The organism is Rhodococcus sp. YL-1, assembly GCF_001942025.1.
In the GTDB taxonomy this organism is placed as follows: domain Bacteria; phylum Actinomycetota; class Actinomycetes; order Mycobacteriales; family Mycobacteriaceae; genus Rhodococcus_F; species Rhodococcus_F qingshengii.
Window position 1 is genome coordinate 3,993,396 of the sequence record NZ_CP017299.1, and the last position, 15,177, is coordinate 4,008,572.

Sequence of the window (15,177 nt, forward strand, 5' to 3'; positions counted from 1 at the left end):
CCCACAGAACTATGGCCTGCAACTCGATCGAGTTGCAGGCCATAGTTGTCGAATCTTGCTCGGCTAGCGGTCTTCCGGCATCGTGACTTCGAGTACGCGAGCCTCACCGGTGGTCGCGGGGTCAGGACGATCGCGCGAATCCGACGACGCCATCTGGAGTCCGTTCAAATCGGTCCGCATGTAGATGACGTTGTAACGGTCCCACGTGGTGGCGACGAATTCGAGGAACTGTCCGCTCGCCCACGGGTGCATGAATCCGCCGTACAACGCGGGCAACGTGATTCCACTCAACAGGGTCTGCGTACCACTCCACGGGCCTTGCGGTTGGTCGGCCTGACGGATCACCAGGTTGCCCTCGGCACTGGTGTACATGGCAACGTACTTGTTCAGGTAGTCGTTCCACTGCACTGCGAGTTCACTGACCGGTGCCTTGATGACCTGAACGGCATCGGTATCTCGCGGACTCCAACCGGAGCCGTCCCAGTATTCGTAGGCGCCGAGATTTCTGATGTCGGCGCCGGCCACTCGCGCCAGGATCGCCTTACCGAAACGACCTGAGGGAGTTCCGTATTCGTAAATGTAGCCGTCCCGACCGTCGAGGAAGGCGCTCTGCTGGAAGTTGGAATTGATCGGCGATACTGCCGGAATCCCCGGAATGCCAAGTCCTTCGGTATTGGCGCGAACTGTCGCCGGATCGAGTTCCCAGTTCTCACCGTTGTCCGTGGAGAAAGCCAGAGCCGAGTAGTTGGTGGTCCAGGCTCCAGGTTCGTCCCACGACCGAACGGACATGAATCTGATGTACTGCACACCACCGTAAGAGATTCCAGCGGTCGGGATGGTGGTGAACTCACCCGGAATGCCGAATCCCGGAATGATCTCCTTGGAATGATTGGGGCCGTCCAAAGGAGAACTGTCGATCTTCATCCCGTCGGCAATGGCGGTGTCGTTGCTGCGGAACAATACGTTGCTGCGCCAGTCGTCACCCGGGGTGTCGCAGTCGCCCACCGTGTCGCCGAATGCCATCAGCACGTCGTGATCCGGCCCCGAAAGACCGTTGTCCCACATGATTCCGAGGTCGGTACCCGACACGTTGAACCGCTCGATGGTGTTGTTGGGACTGCCTGGGCCAGTGACCATTTCGATCGCCTTGGTCCGGCCGGTCAGCACCGGCAGAGCACCGTTGGGGGCGCCGGTGATCCAAGGCAGCGCGTTGGCGAGGGAGCCGGTACCGGCGGAACCACTGCCGAGCGATCCGGTCAGCGAGCCGAGCGAACCCGTCATCGATCCGGCGGAACCACTTCCTCCCGACCCACACGGTCCGCCGATCGCCGACGCAGACGGTGCTGCGGCAATCGTCGCGGCAATCGTGACGACGCCTATCGACAACATCGCCGACATGGAGTGTTTTTTACGCACGTGCAGCCCCTCTGATCATTTCGACTCCCGTTCGGACCACAGGCACAGTGATCCCCGACCGCAGAAGCAAACCATTTGGACTGTGTTAAGAGAGTGAAAGCTGAGCAAATTGTTATAAATCGCCCTTTCAACTGACACAAGTGACAGCTGTGTCCGATTTCACCTTCACAGGACAGTTGTCCGATACAGCAATAAAGGCGCCTAGTATGTAACGGAAATGTAAAAGAGTTCTCACAACGAGGTAGGTGAGCGGTGTCCGTACGTGACCGCGTAGCGCAGATTTACGATCAGGTTTTGGTTCGCAATGCAGGAGAGCCCGAGTTCCATCAGGCCGCCGCAGAGGTCTTCGAGTCTCTTCACGTAGTGCTCGAACGCCACCCCCGCTACGCCGACGCCGGACTCATCGAGCGGCTCTGCGAGCCGGAACGCCAGATCATCTTCCGCGTGCCGTGGACCGACGACCAGGGCAACGTTCACGTCAACCGTGGCTTCCGCGTTCAGTACAACAGTGCACTCGGCCCCTACAAGGGCGGCCTGCGCTTCCACCCCAGCGTCAACCTGGGCATCGTGAAGTTCCTCGGCTTCGAGCAGATCTTCAAGAACTCACTGACCGGCCTGCCCATCGGCGGCGGCAAGGGTGGCTCGGACTTCGATCCCAAGGGCCGCTCCGACGCAGAGGTCATGCGCTTCTGTCAGTCCTTCATGACCGAACTGCAGCGTCACATTGGTGAATACACCGACGTTCCGGCCGGCGACATCGGCGTCGGCGGTCGCGAGATCGGCTACCTGTTCGGTCAGTACAAGCGGCTGACCAACACGTACGAGTCGGGCGTCCTCACCGGCAAGGGCATCACCTGGGGCGGATCGCAGGTTCGCACCGAGGCCACCGGCTACGGCGTCGCGTACTTCGTCGCCGAAATGCTCAAGGCGAAGGGTGAAGGCCTCGAAGGCAAGAACGTCGTGATCTCCGGATCCGGCAATGTCGCCATCTACGCAATCCAGAAGATCCACCAGCTCGGCGGCGTCGCGATCGCCTGCTCGGATTCCTCGGGATACATCGTGGACAAGAAGGGCATCGATCTCGACCTCCTCAAGGAGATCAAGGAAGTTCGCCGCGGCCGCATCAGCGAGTACGCCGACGCAGTTACGCATGCCGAGTTCATCGCCGACGGTTCCATCTGGGACGTGCCGTGCGACGTCGCACTCCCCTGCGCGACTCAGAACGAGCTCGACGAAGATGCCGCAAAGACCTTGATCGCCAACGGCGTTCAGGCCGTTGCCGAAGGCGCGAACATGCCCACCACCCCCGGTGGCATCCAGCTCTTCCGTGACGCGAACGTAGCCTTCGCACCCGGCAAGGCGGCCAACGCCGGTGGCGTTGCAACCTCCGCTCTCGAAATGCAGCAGAATGCTTCGCGTGATTCCTGGAGCTTCGAGTACACCGACGAGCGTCTCGCCGGAATCATGCGCGGCATCCACAAGCGCACCATCAACACCGCTGCCGAGTACGGAAAGCCCGGCGACTACGTGCACGGCGCGAACATTGCCGGCTTCGTGAAGGTAGCCGACGCCATGATTTCACTGGGCGTCATCTAGAGATTTCCGCACCACAGACAGCAGTACAAAAAGGGGTGATTTCACCCTGAACCGGTTCCCGTACATCGGACTGGTCGAATCAATACCTAGGCCTCGAGGGCCCTGGGTCCGCGAGGACCCAGGGCCCTCGAGCTTGATCTGAGCAAATCGCCCGCGACGAGCACCGTAGGCGCCGGCAATGATCCCAGACGGAACTCGTGGTGTCCTCCGAATCCGTTTTCCGCTCTGACGTCGAAAAACACCGTAAGTGGACGATTGTTTAGGTCCGCAGCGCGTGGGGCATATGGACTTATCTTCACATTTGTCCATTTCACAGTTGGACGATCGTTCATGTGGTAGAAATCACAACGCCTGGCGCAATTCGATCCGCAAATTTCAGCGGCGAGTATGCCCCCGAACAAGGCCTCAGCGTGTACCCCGCTTCGTAACGCGCCGAGCCTCCGGGTGCCTGTGCCAGGCGACGCACCTGTCTAGAGGAGGCCACCCATGTCCCCAGCGCTGCTGAACAACCCGGGACCGCTCATGTTGGGAGGCAAGCCCGCCTCCACAGCGGTCAACGACGTCATCCCACTGGCAAGCGATCTCGTAGATCACCTGTCCCGTGCCAACCCGACGTTGACTTCCCTCCAAACGGAGGCAGTTCGTCGGGAACTGATTGCGGTGATCGTGCAGGGGCTCCAAGTGGGGATCCAGCTGCTGGATCACCGCAAACTTCCCACCGACCAAGAGTTGGACGGCATTCACACGATGACCGTCCAACAAGCATTGAAAGGCGTGCCACTCAGCGCGATCCTCAACTTGACCAACGAGGGCATCAGCACTTTTCGCACCCTCATCCTCAGCCGGGCCGACGCCGAGGACTCCGCCAATCTCGGGGATCTCAACGAGTTCTTGTTCGCACTTGCGCAGCGGCTTCACTCGTTCATCTCGATCAGCTATCTCTCGGCTCTTCCAGCCGGTTCCCAACTCGGGGAATACTCCGCCGGCGCCCTCGTGAAGGCCATGCTGGACGGCGACGATCCCACCCAGCTTGCGTTGCAGATGGGCGTTGAACTCGCACCCCGCTATCTCGTCCTGCGGCTCCTGGTGAACCTGCCGCCCATCCGCCCGGGAGCACGCAACGGCAACCACCAGCGCATACAGGCCTACCGTGACCTCTCCGTCGCTCAATCGAAAATCGCGGCCCACTTCGGGTCGGCGCTGCTCGAAGCTCCTGCACCGCAACGTGGTCTGGTCCTGATCGAGGGCACACCCGACTGGGGAACAGTGTGCGAGGTCATCCAACGCGCACGCGCAACGGTCGGGGTGGAGATCACAGCAATCGCCGAGAACGCCGCGGTACGAGATATCGCCGCCGCCCAAGCAACCACTCACGAATTGGCGCAACTCGTGCGGCGCCTGAGACTGCCGGCGCGGTCCTACCGAATGGAAGACCTCGCGCTCGAGTATCAACTCACTCGGGGTGGCGCAGGCCGCGACAGCTTGATCAATCTTCTCAAGCCACTCGACGGCAATCCGGAACTGCTGCAGACATTGTCCATACATCTCGCCAACGGCCAGCATCGTCAGCGCACCGCGTCGGCGCTCGGCCTGCACACCAACACCGTCGACAATCGAATCAAGCGCATCGCAACCCTGACCGGATTGGATCCGGCCCTGCCCTCTGAACTGCTCAAACTGCGCGCTGCCATGATCTCGCTGACCTTCGCAAGCACTGATGTGGACAATCGTCCAGCGAAAATGTGAACACTCACATCCTCGCTATTAGCTGTCCACGTGTGGCGCCTGGACCCCACTTTTCCGCTCCGAACCGGGCTATAAAAGTGTGGTGCGAATCACCGCGCAAACCAGTAACAATTAAGGGGAAACACATGATCAACGGCCAGGATAACGCTCTCCTCGGTGCCTTCTTCGACACCATCCTGCAGCTCTTCAACGCGGGCAGCACCGGCACGGGCTCGACGGATGGCGGCGGCGTCTCCTAGGACGAATCTCGGGCCCTGTGCGAGAGAATCTCTCGCACAGGGCCCGCTCCAAGCCGCCTGACACTGTGATGGCGGTGACCACGGTGACCACCACGTCGCCACCGCTGAAACCAGGAGCAAGCACATGATCGCCGCACCAACCACAGGCGCTTTGGCCGTCGTTTTGAACACCGTCCTACAGATGTTCAACGCCGGCAGCAGTTTCCTCTACACCGACAACTCTCCGATTGGCGGCGGCGGCGAAACTCCCACGACGCCTGCTCCCTGATCGACTTACCCGCTCGCATCACACAGTCGCGGCACAGACAGGAACCACCGTGATAAACCAGCACACCCTGGGCAGCCTGGTCATCGACTTCGGCTCACTCTCCCGAGCACTCGGCTTCGGCAACGGCTCCATCGTGTCGCTCGGCAGCACCGGAAGTGGCTGAAACAGCCCGCCTGACCACGTCGACGATCCCGTCGCCGCTCACCTTCTCACCACATCTCGAAACAGAAAGCAGGTCCCCCTGTGCCTACAATTCCGCTCACCGGCGACCCCATCGTCATCAACATCATCGTCCAGCTACTGAGCGCGGGCAGCAGCAATGCACTCGCACTGGGCGGAGTCGGTAGCAGCGGTCTCGGTAGCACCGGGCTCGGCAGCTTCGACTCGGCGAGCCTCGGCAGCGCTGCTTAGGACCTCACTTGTGATCGGCGTTCGATCCGCGTCTTCGGCCGCCGAGGCAGTCCACGAAACCCGCGTTGCCCTCCGTCACCTGTGACGGAGGGCAACGCGGTCGTTCAGGCGAGACGGCTCGCGGTTGCGCGATCAGGCCGTCCGCCGCGGTGAATCAACGCCAGTCTTCAGGTGGATCGCTGTCGTCGTGCTCGATGGTCACGGACTCCGAACGATCGTCAGCTGCAGCCTTTTTCGCTGCTTCACGCATCTCGATTCCGTCGGACACCCAGTCGCCGATCTCGCGCGTCACGTCTCGAACGGCCCCGGCGATGATCATCGCGATCGAGCCCACGTGGTTGGCTGCACTTTCGGTCAGTTCCTGGACCGTGTCCTTGCGGCGTTCGAATTTCCCGACCATCAGTGTGTGCCTCTCAGGCTGCAGTTCGCTGGCGCTCGACGATAACACCGGGAGGGGTCGTCGACTTGACCAAACCGGGCGGAAGAGCGAGCTTGAAGATCTTGCCCCATACCGAACCGATCTGCTTGAAGAACCCACCGGTGTTGTACGGCAAACCGTACTTCCCGCACAATTCTTTCACCTGGGGAGCGAGTTCCGGATAACGATGCGCAGGCAGGTCCGGGAACAGGTGGTGCTCGATCTGGTGCGAGAGGTTGCCGGACATGATGTGGAAGAGCGGGCTTCCCTCGATGTTGGCGCTGCCGAGCATCTGACGCACGTACCACTGCCCGCGAGTCTCGTCGGCCGTCTCGTCCTCGGTGAAACTCTGGACACCGGTGGGGAAATGGCCACAGAAGATGATCGAGTACGTCCACACGTTCCGGACCAGGTTGGCGGTGACATTCCCCGCGAGAGTGGTCACGAACAGCGGCCCCGTGAGAACCGGGAAGATGACGTAGTCCTTGAGGACCTGCTTGCCCGCCTTGTTCCACCAGCCCTTCAGGAGCGGCTTGACGTCGTGCCACTTGCGTTTGCCCTGGATGACGTTCTCGATCTCGAGATCGTGCATCATCACGCCCCACTCGAAGAGCACCATCAAGGCGAAGGCCCAGACCGGATTACCGAGGTAATAGGGGTTCCACTTCTGCGCGTCGTCGATACGCAGGATGCCGTATCCGATGTCACGGTCTTTGCCGAGAATATTGGTGTACGTGTGATGCATGTAGTTGTGCGAGTGACGCCACTGGTCGGCCGGGCACACCGTATCCCATTCGAAGACTTCGGAATTGAGCCCTGGTTCACGCATCCAGTCGTACTGACCGTGCATGACGTTGTGGCCGATCTCCATGTTGTCGAGGATCTTGGACACGCTCAATGCACCGACTGCCGCGAGCCACACCGGAGGCAGGAAGCCGAGGTACATCAAGCCGCGACCTGCGACCTCGAACCCGCGCTGAGCCTTGATGATCTTGTAGATGTACTCCCGATCCTCCGCTCCGAGCGAGGCGACGGTGCGATCGCGCAATGCGTCCAACTCGCGGCCGATCTCCTCGACCTGCTCGTACGTCAGGACGACGGGAGCGTCGTCCTTCGCATCGGAACCGTTGCCGAGGAACGGGAGGGTGGGAAGTGAAAGTCCAAACATGTCGGTCTCCAGACAGTCGTGTGGAAAATGGGACTTCAGATGTCGACGGTGACGTCGCCGACGGGAGCACTGACGCACAGCTGGATCTTCTTGTCCGGCTCGTCGTCTGTCTCACCGGTGCGCACGTTTCGGGTACGGCCCGCCTTCTTGACGGAGGTGCAGGAGAAGCAGATTCCCATCCGGCATCCGTACTCGGGATTGAGGCCCGCAGCTTCTGCTTGTTCGAGAAGTGTTTCGCCGGAGTTCTCGGCCGCCACCCCACTTTTGGTGAATGACACCTCGCCGCCGGCCTCCCCCGGCTCGGCCACCGCCGGCGCGAACTCCTCGGTGTTGAGCAAGTGCTCGACGTCGACCTCACGGAACACCTCACGCACTCCCCGCATCAGTCCGGGAGGTCCGCAGAGATAAGCCTGGGCGTCGATCGTGTCCGGATCGGCGATCCAAGGAGCCACCGCGTCGAGGTGCCCGCGATCGAAGAAACCTTCGAGGTCACCTCCACCGCTTTCGGTGTACACGAGTACCAGTTTCACGTTCGGGTTCTGCTCGGCGATGGTCTTCAGCGCGCGCGTGTACGCCACGTCGGCATCGGTGTTCGCGTAATGCACGAACACGATCTCGCCCGAGTGCTGCTCCTCCACCAGCGTCCGAAGCATCGACATGACCGGGGTGATTCCACTGCCGCCACTGATCAACAACACCCGACGCGGGCGGTCGACGGGAAGGGAGAACACGCCGTCTGCCTGCGAGAGGCTGACAACGAGTCCGGGTGCCGCGTTGGCGTACAGATACTGCGACACCAGGCCACCCGGATGCGCTTTCACGGTGAGCTCGATCAGCCCACTGCGCGTAGACGCACCCCCGGCCGGCGAGTAGCAGCGAGTGTGACGAACACCGTCGATCACCACGCCCAACTGCACGAACTGGCCCGCCTGAAAACCGCGCCACTGGCGAGTCGGGCGCAGCGTGAGAGTGACGGAGTCAGCCGTCGGATGGTCGACGGCGACAACCTGCGCGCGGATGTCACGAACCGTCGCCATCGGGTTGACCAGCTCGAGGTACCGATCGATCTGATGTGGAGCAGCCATGGCTTCGATCAGTCCCACCAAGGACAGTCCGCGCCGAGGTGCGGACTTCGGTGTCGTGTTCTCAGGAGCAGATGCGATTGTCATGACCCTCCTCGTACTTCGATTGCCGGGTGTATCGATTGCTGGGCTAGCTTCCCCCGACTGCGTGAATTCAGTGTACAAATGTTCACCGAAGATAGTGTGACAGGTGCACACAAGTACATGTCAACAAGAATGTGATCCGAGTTACACGAGTTGCCGAAAGGAGCCGGAATGCCTGTACATACACTCGACGTCGTGACGAAGGCCGGACCGGGGAACCCAGAGCGCAGGGAGCCCGACAACAGGGAACCGGAAAGTCGTGCCGCCAAGAAGGAACGCACACGCCAAGCGCTCCTGGACACTGCCATGGACCTCTCGGCCGATCGCGGCTTCGCCGGAATCAGCCTGCGAGAGGTAGCCAGGGAAGCCGGGATCGTTCCGACGGCGTTCTACCGCCACTTCGCTTCACTGGAGGACGTCGGTGTCGTCCTCGTCGAAGAGAGCATGCGTATGTTGCGCCAGATGCTGCGCGACGCAAGGCGTAATCCCAGCACCAAGGACGCCGCTACGTCCCTGGGCATCCTTGTGCGACAAGTGCATACACACGAGCGACAGTTTCGGTTCCTCTGCCGCGAACGCTACAGCGGCGTCAGTGCGGTACGACGTGCGATCGCCACTGAAATGCGGTTGTTCGTCAGCGAACTGACCATCGACCTCTCCAGAATTGCCGGACTGGAAAGCTGGTCGTCGGACGATCTGGAAATGGCTGCCGACCTGATCGTCTCGACGATGTTCAGTGCTGTCGTCGAACTGCTGGACGCCGGGACCGCCGGGTATCGCGACGAAGCCGCCGTCATCACACGAGCCGAGAAGCAACTGCGAGTCATCATGCTCGGAATGGCCACCTGGAATCCACCTCGAAACTGACCTCGGGTTCACCTTTTCGACGTACGGTGAGAGTCATGTCTTCCACGAGTACATACGAAATCCCCGTTGGCGACCTCACCTTCGACGTACTGATCTCGGGCCCGGACGACGGCATTCCGCTGGTAGCGCTGCATGGCTTCCCGGAGAGCGCCGCATCCTGGGGCAAGGTCACACCACTACTCACCGCAGCGGGCTACCGCGTAATCGCACCGAATCAGCGCGGTTACTCCGCCGGCGCACGCCCCGAAGGGGTGGATGCCTACAAGATCGAGCACCTGGTAGCCGACGTCGTCGGATTGCTCGACGCGCTCGGCCTGTCCGACGCGCATCTTGTCGGTCACGACTGGGGTTCGGCGGTCGCCTGGCAGGTCGCCGGTCGCCATCCGAACCGGATCCGCAGCCTGACGGCGATCTCGGTCCCCCACCCCACCGCCTTCGGTTGGGCACTCCGCGAGGACGAGGACCAGAAGCAACGCTCGTCCTACATCGGACTTCTCCGACAGGAGGGAAAAGCCGAGGAAGTGTTGTCGGAGGACAACTTTCGCCGGCTGCGTGCCATGTTCGACGGCCAGATCGATCCTGAATTCGCCGACGAGCACATTCGTGTCCTGAGCGGGGAGGGCGCGCTGACCGGCGCCTTGAACTGGTACCGCGCGATGACCCGCGACTTCGGCGACATCGATCGCACCACTGTGCCGACTACGTACGTCTGGAGCACCGGCGACACAGCGCTCGGCCGCGCAGGCGCAGAACGCTGTGGCGAATTCGTGGACGCCCCCTACGAGTTCGTCGTGCTCGACGGCGGAAGTCACTGGATTCCGGAAGAGCGAGCCGAAGAGTTGGCCGAGGCGATCCTCGCACGTGCAGGATCCTGATCGCCGCGACGAATTCGGCTCTATGTATGTTGTCATACATAGAGCCGAATTGATTCCATCACCAGGAGTTCTGCGATGACCGAGACCGTTGCACCACCCCATCCTTTCGACGCTGCTGTCGGATTGACGCCACTCACCGCCGGCCTGTCGACCGGCGAGACCAATCCGGCGTACAACAACATGGTCGGGCCGTTCGGCGGCGTCACCGCTGCCACGTTGCTCGAATCCGTACTGAAGCACCCCGAACGCCTCGGCGATCCGCTGTCGTTGACCGTCAACTTTGCCGGTCCGATCACCGAGGGCGCCTTCGAGATCTCCGCCCGGCCGGTGCGCACCAACCGCTCGACGCAACACTGGTCCATCGAACTTTCTCAGGACGGAACCGTCGCCACTACCGCGACGGCAGTGTTCGGTACCAGGCGTGAAACCTGGTCGTCGACCGAAATCACGATGCCGGAGGTTCCGTCGGCCGAAGACGTTGCGCTGCTGCCGTTCCCCGAGTTCATCGCCTGGGCACAGAACTACGAGATGCGCTTTGTCGAAGGTGCAATCCCCGACCTGGAGTCGGGCGAGCATCCCGACTCGACCACGACGCTCTGGGTGCGCGATCGGCCGGCTCGCGCTCTCGACTTCACGTCGCTGACTGCACTGTGCGATGTCTTCTTCCCACGAGTTTTCTTGCGCCGAGGCAAGATGGCACCGGCTGGGACGGTCTCGATGACCATCTACTTCCACGCCGACGCTCAGACGCTGACCGAACAGGCAGACAATTCCGTGCTGGGAACCGCGCGGACCCAACGGTTCGGCAACGGGTACTTCGATCAGTCGGCCGAAATTTGGGGCAGTGACGGCGCATTGCTCGCTACGACACACCAGTTGGTCTACTTCAAGGATTGACGGGAAGCGCACTGTCCCCTTCCGGCGCCTTCACCATCGACAATGCGGCAAGACCGACGCCGAGAACCACCAGCAGTCCGATGATGCCGGCACGGTCTGCACCGAAGAGCCATGCGAACAGGCCGAACAGTGTCGGTGCCAAAAACGACACTGCTCGGCCTGTGGTCGCATACAGGCCGAACATCTGACCTTCACGCCCAGGCGGGGTGATGCGCGCCAGGAAGGTTCGTGCCGAAGACTGAGCGGGCCCGACGAAGAGGCAGAGCGCGAGACCGAAGATCCAGAACATCACCGGCCCTGACACCGCGATCAATATCGCGCCGACCACGATCATCGACGCCAGCGAGACGGTGATGACCTGTTTCGGTCCGATCCGATCGTCGAAGCGTCCGGCCACCAATGCACCGATTGCGGAAATCACGTTGGCCGCGACACCGAACAGTAGGACGTCGGCAGCGCTGATTCCGTAGACGTTGACAGCCAGCACGGCCCCGAAGGTGAACACGCCCGCCAGACCGTCACGAAAGAGTGCGCTCGCAATCAGGTACCAGATCGTGCGCCTGTCGACGTTCCAGAGTTCGCGCAGATCGCGCCACAACACCCGATAGGAGTCGAGGAACCCGGCCTTCGACGCTCCCGGATCGACCGCGGGGCTGGGCAACTCGGGAACCTTGAAGAACACCGGAATCGCGAAGACCGCGAACCACACTGCAGCCAGCAGTGCCACCATCCGGATGTTCATGCCGCCGTCGGTGGTCAATCCGAGGAATCCCCGAGTGTCGCCGTCGCCGACGATGAACCCGAAGTAGCACAGCAACAGCAGCACGATTCCGCCGAAATATCCCATGGCCCAGCCGAAGCCGGAGACTCTACCCAGATTCTCCGGTGTCGACACCTGCCGCATCATGGCGTTGTAGGGAACGCCGGCAAGTTCGAAGATCACCGAACCGATTGCGAGCAGAACCAATCCGAGCCACAGATAGCGGTAGTTGTCTTCGACGAAGTAGAGGCCCGCCATCGAGAGCACGGTGATGCCGGTCAGTATCGCGAGCGAGAGTTTACGTTTACCCGACGCATCGAAACGTTGTCCGGTGATCGGAGCGAGAATCGCGATGAAGAAGCCGGCGATTCCGAGCGCCCAGCTGAGCCACGTAGTTGCCGAAATCGTGCCGGGAAGGTCGTCACCGACCGCGTCGGTGAGATAGACCGAGAAGACGAACGTGAGGATCACTGCGTTGAATGCGGCCGAACCCCAATCCCACAGCCCCCATGCGAACACTTGACTCTTCGTGGCCGCACCGCCGATGCCTGCGGGTGGCTCTGCCTGCGTGCTCGTGGACTCGGCGCTCATACGGCGAAGCCTAACTGCGCGCGGGCGACTCGGCGTCTCTCTCCGAAGTCGACATACAAGACGTTCTATGCACCCGAGTTAGTACGCACTTAGTTGCATACGCACCTGAGTGCATAGATACTTTTTCCATGGCACTCGAACATGCGTTGCTCGTCTCCCTGTCCGAACAGGATGCGTCGGGATACGACCTCACACGCCGGTTCGACAAGTCGATCGGCTTCTTCCACAGCGCGACGCACCAGCAGATCTACCGAGTCCTCAAGCGAATGGACGAGGCGGGCTGGGTCGAGGTGGAGGCCATCGCGCAGGACGGCCGACCGGACAAGAAGATGTACCGCGTCAGCGATGCCGGCCGCGCCGAACTGACCCGATGGATCGCAGAGCCGTCCGAACCGAACCACCTGCGCAACGAGTTGGCCATCAAGATCAGGGCCGCTGCGCACGCCGATCTCCCCGCTCTACGACGCGAAGTCGCTCGCCACCGCGACGGCCACGCCGCCCGCCTCGACGTCTACCGACTCATCGAAAAGCGTGACTTCCCCAATCCAGCAGCGCTTTCCGGCTCTTCGCTGCACCAGTACCTCGTACTTCGCGGCGGCATTCGCGTCGAGGAAGGATTCACCGACTGGTGCCAGGAAGTTCTGGACGCACTGCCCACTGGCGAGTACGCCACCGAAGACACTGGCGAGTACGCCACGGAAGGACATCTTCAGTCATGACGGATACACAGTTCCCCCGCCTGCTCGAACCGCTCGACCTCGGATTCACGACGCTGAAGAACCGCGTCGTCATGGGATCGATCCACACCGGCCTCGAAGATCGCGCGAAGGACACCGACCGCTTGGCCGAGTACTTCGCCGAACGTGCCCGTGGCGGAGTCGGCTTGATCATCACCGGCGGCTACGCGCCCAACCGCACCGGTTGGCTCTTGCCCTTCGGTGCCAAGCTGACCAACCGCATCGAAGCGCGCCGTCACCGCCGGATCACCAAGGCGGTTCACGACGCGGGTGGAAAGATCGCCATGCAGATCCTGCACGCCGGCCGCTACAGCTACCAGCCGTTCAGTGTCTCCGCGTCGTCGATCAAGGCGCCCATCAATCCGTTCCGTCCGCGCAAGCTGACCGGCCGTGGGGTGCGTTGGCAGATCCGGAACTACGTTCGCTGCGCGCGTCTGGCCAAGTCCGCGGGTTACGACGGCGTCGAAATCATGGGCGGTGAGGGCTACTTCATCAACCAGTTCCTCTGCGAGCGCACGAACAGGCGCACCGACCAGTGGGGCGGCAGTTCCGAGAACCGTCGACGCATGGCAGTCGAAATCGTGCGACGCACACGCAAGGCCGTCGGCCCGAACTTCATCATCGTGTTCCGGTTGTCGATGGCAGACCTGGTCGAGGGCGGTCAGACCTGGGATGAAATCGTCTCATTGGCAAAGGAAGTCGAAGCTGCCGGCGCCACGATCATCAACACCGACATCGGGTGGCACGAGTCACGGGTGCCCACCATCGTCACCTCGGTTCCCCGAGCAGCCTTCGTCGACATCACCGGCAAACTCGAGAAGCACGTCGACATTCCGGTAGCCGCCTCGAATCGGATCAACATGCCCGAGACTGCCGAAGAGATCCTCAACCGCGGTGACGCACAATTGATTTCGATGGCCAGGCCGATGCTCGCCGATCCCGACTGGGTGAACAAGGCCGAGCGCGGAGCGTCCGACGAGATCAACACGTGCATCGCCTGCAACCAAGCCTGCCTCGACCACGCCTTCGTTCACAAGCAGGTCTCCTGCCTGCTCAATCCGCGCGCGGGCCGTGAGACCACGCTGATCCTCTCCCCCACTCGGCGGACCAAGAATCTCGCCGTCGTCGGCGCCGGTCCTGCCGGACTTTCCGCAGCACTCAATCTTGCTCAGCGTGGTCATTCGGTCACGTTGTTCGAGGCCTCGGACAAGATCGGCGGGCAATTCGGGATCGCACAGCTCATTCCGGGTAAGGAAGAGTTCGCCGAGACCATTCGCTACTACACCCGCATGCTGGACGTGGCCGGAGTGACGGTCAAGCTCGAAACCCGCGTCGCACCGGCAGATCTCATCGGCTCCTTCGACGAAGTCGTGGTTGCCACCGGCGTGACGCCGCGGGTTCCCAAGATCCCCGGCATCGAGAACCCGAAGGTGCTGACCTACGCCGAGGTCGTCCGAGAGGGCAAGCCCGTCGGCAAGTCCGTCGCCGTCATCGGTGCCGGCGGCATCGGCGTCGACGTGAGCGAATTCCTCACGCACCCCACTTCCCCCACTCTTCATCTCAAGGAGTGGAAGCAGGAATGGGGCGTCACCGAACCCGAAATGGCCCCGGGCGCTCTCACCACTCCGGTACCAGAGCTCTCCGAGCGGGAGGTCTACCTCCTCCAACGCAAGCCAGGACGCATCGGCGCCGGCCTCGCGAAGACCACCGGCTGGGTCCACCGGGCGGCCCTCAAGAACAAGGGCGTTCACGAGCTCTCGGGCGTCAACTACGAGCGCATCGACGACGCCGGCCTGCATATCACCTTCGGTGAGAAGCACGAGAAGCCCCGACTTCTCGAGGTCGACACCATCGTCATCTGCGCCGGGCAGGAGTCGGTTCGCGATCTCGTGGACGAACTGACCGTCGCGGGTGTGGTGACCCACATCATCGGCGGCGCGGATGTCGCTGGAGAACTCGACGCCAAGCGTGCCATCGAACAGGGCACACGACTGGCCGCGAAGATCTGACCGGCTACGCTGA

14 protein-coding genes are annotated in these 15,177 nt (G+C 61.8%); 9 read left to right on the plus strand and 5 right to left on the minus strand.

What is annotated here, in order from left to right; translation table 11 throughout:
• Positions 1–63: 63 nt before the first annotated feature.
• Complete coding sequence (locus BH682_RS18535; RefSeq protein WP_007733338.1) at positions 64–1,398, minus strand: DUF4185 domain-containing protein; 1,335 nt, start codon at positions 1,396–1,398, stop codon at positions 64–66.
• Positions 1,399–1,668: 270 nt separating this feature from the next.
• Between BH682_RS18535 and gdhA the strand changes: the two genes are divergently transcribed.
• From gdhA to BH682_RS36400, 4 genes are all read left to right on the plus strand, one after another.
• Positions 1,669–3,012, plus strand: coding sequence for an NADP-specific glutamate dehydrogenase (gene gdhA, locus BH682_RS18540; protein ID WP_075833683.1), 1,344 nt, complete (start codon positions 1,669–1,671; stop codon positions 3,010–3,012).
• Positions 3,013–3,498: 486 nt separating this feature from the next.
• Positions 3,499–4,758, plus strand: a complete 1,260-nt coding sequence (locus tag BH682_RS18545; protein WP_003945374.1) for a PucR family transcriptional regulator — start codon at positions 3,499–3,501, stop codon at positions 4,756–4,758.
• 363 nt (positions 4,759–5,121) lie between these two features.
• The gene (locus BH682_RS36395) at positions 5,122–5,265 is read left to right on the plus strand and encodes a hypothetical protein (protein WP_003945326.1); all 144 of its coding nucleotides are present in this window, start codon (positions 5,122–5,124) and stop codon (positions 5,263–5,265) included.
• 243 nt (positions 5,266–5,508) lie between these two features.
• A complete protein-coding gene (locus BH682_RS36400; RefSeq protein WP_003945367.1) occupies positions 5,509–5,676 on the plus strand; it encodes a hypothetical protein in 168 nt (55 codons plus the stop codon).
• Between the two features lie 154 nt (positions 5,677–5,830).
• On the opposite strand, the gene BH682_RS18550 is transcribed toward BH682_RS36400, so the two are convergent.
• The 3 genes from BH682_RS18550 to BH682_RS18560 are packed head-to-tail and all read right to left on the minus strand — an operon-like array spanning position 5,831 to position 8,431.
• On the minus strand, positions 5,831–6,076 hold the full coding sequence (locus BH682_RS18550; protein WP_003945295.1) for a hypothetical protein: 246 nt from the start codon (positions 6,074–6,076) through the stop codon (positions 5,831–5,833).
• A 13-nt stretch (positions 6,077–6,089) separates the two neighbouring features.
• Complete coding sequence (locus tag BH682_RS18555; RefSeq protein WP_003945297.1) at positions 6,090–7,262, minus strand: fatty acid desaturase family protein; 1,173 nt, start codon at positions 7,260–7,262, stop codon at positions 6,090–6,092.
• A 35-nt stretch (positions 7,263–7,297) separates the two neighbouring features.
• On the minus strand, positions 7,298–8,431 hold the full coding sequence (locus BH682_RS18560; RefSeq protein ID WP_075833685.1) for a ferredoxin reductase: 1,134 nt from the start codon (positions 8,429–8,431) through the stop codon (positions 7,298–7,300).
• A gap of 168 nt (positions 8,432–8,599) precedes the next feature.
• On the opposite strand from BH682_RS18560, the gene BH682_RS18565 reads away from it, so the two are divergent.
• The 3 genes from BH682_RS18565 (at position 8,600) to BH682_RS18575 (ending at position 11,067) form a co-directional block, all read left to right on the plus strand.
• On the plus strand, positions 8,600–9,295 hold the full coding sequence (locus BH682_RS18565) for a TetR family transcriptional regulator (protein ID WP_083954688.1): 696 nt from the start codon (positions 8,600–8,602) through the stop codon (positions 9,293–9,295).
• A 35-nt stretch (positions 9,296–9,330) separates the two neighbouring features.
• Positions 9,331–10,170 carry an alpha/beta fold hydrolase gene (locus BH682_RS18570; protein ID WP_003945355.1) on the plus strand — a complete coding sequence of 280 codons (840 nt, stop codon included), beginning with the start codon at positions 9,331–9,333 and terminating at the stop codon, positions 10,168–10,170.
• A gap of 75 nt (positions 10,171–10,245) precedes the next feature.
• Complete coding sequence (locus BH682_RS18575; protein ID WP_003945359.1) at positions 10,246–11,067, plus strand: acyl-CoA thioesterase; 822 nt, start codon at positions 10,246–10,248, stop codon at positions 11,065–11,067.
• Here BH682_RS18575 and BH682_RS18580 read toward each other — a convergent pair.
• On the minus strand, positions 11,057–12,418 hold the full coding sequence (locus tag BH682_RS18580; protein ID WP_007733331.1) for an MFS transporter: 1,362 nt from the start codon (positions 12,416–12,418) through the stop codon (positions 11,057–11,059). The genes BH682_RS18575 and BH682_RS18580 overlap by 11 nt on opposite strands.
• A gap of 128 nt (positions 12,419–12,546) precedes the next feature.
• Between BH682_RS18580 and BH682_RS18585 the strand changes: the two genes are divergently transcribed.
• Together BH682_RS18585 and BH682_RS18590 are read left to right on the plus strand one after the other, a co-directional pair.
• Entirely contained in the window at positions 12,547–13,137 is a 591-nt protein-coding gene (locus tag BH682_RS18585) for a PadR family transcriptional regulator (RefSeq protein ID WP_054826999.1), read from the plus strand.
• A complete protein-coding gene (locus BH682_RS18590) occupies positions 13,134–15,164 on the plus strand; it encodes an NADPH-dependent 2,4-dienoyl-CoA reductase (protein WP_075833687.1) in 2,031 nt (676 codons plus the stop codon). The genes BH682_RS18585 and BH682_RS18590 overlap by 4 nt, the downstream gene beginning before the upstream one ends.
• The last annotated feature ends 13 nt before the right edge of the window (positions 15,165–15,177 follow it).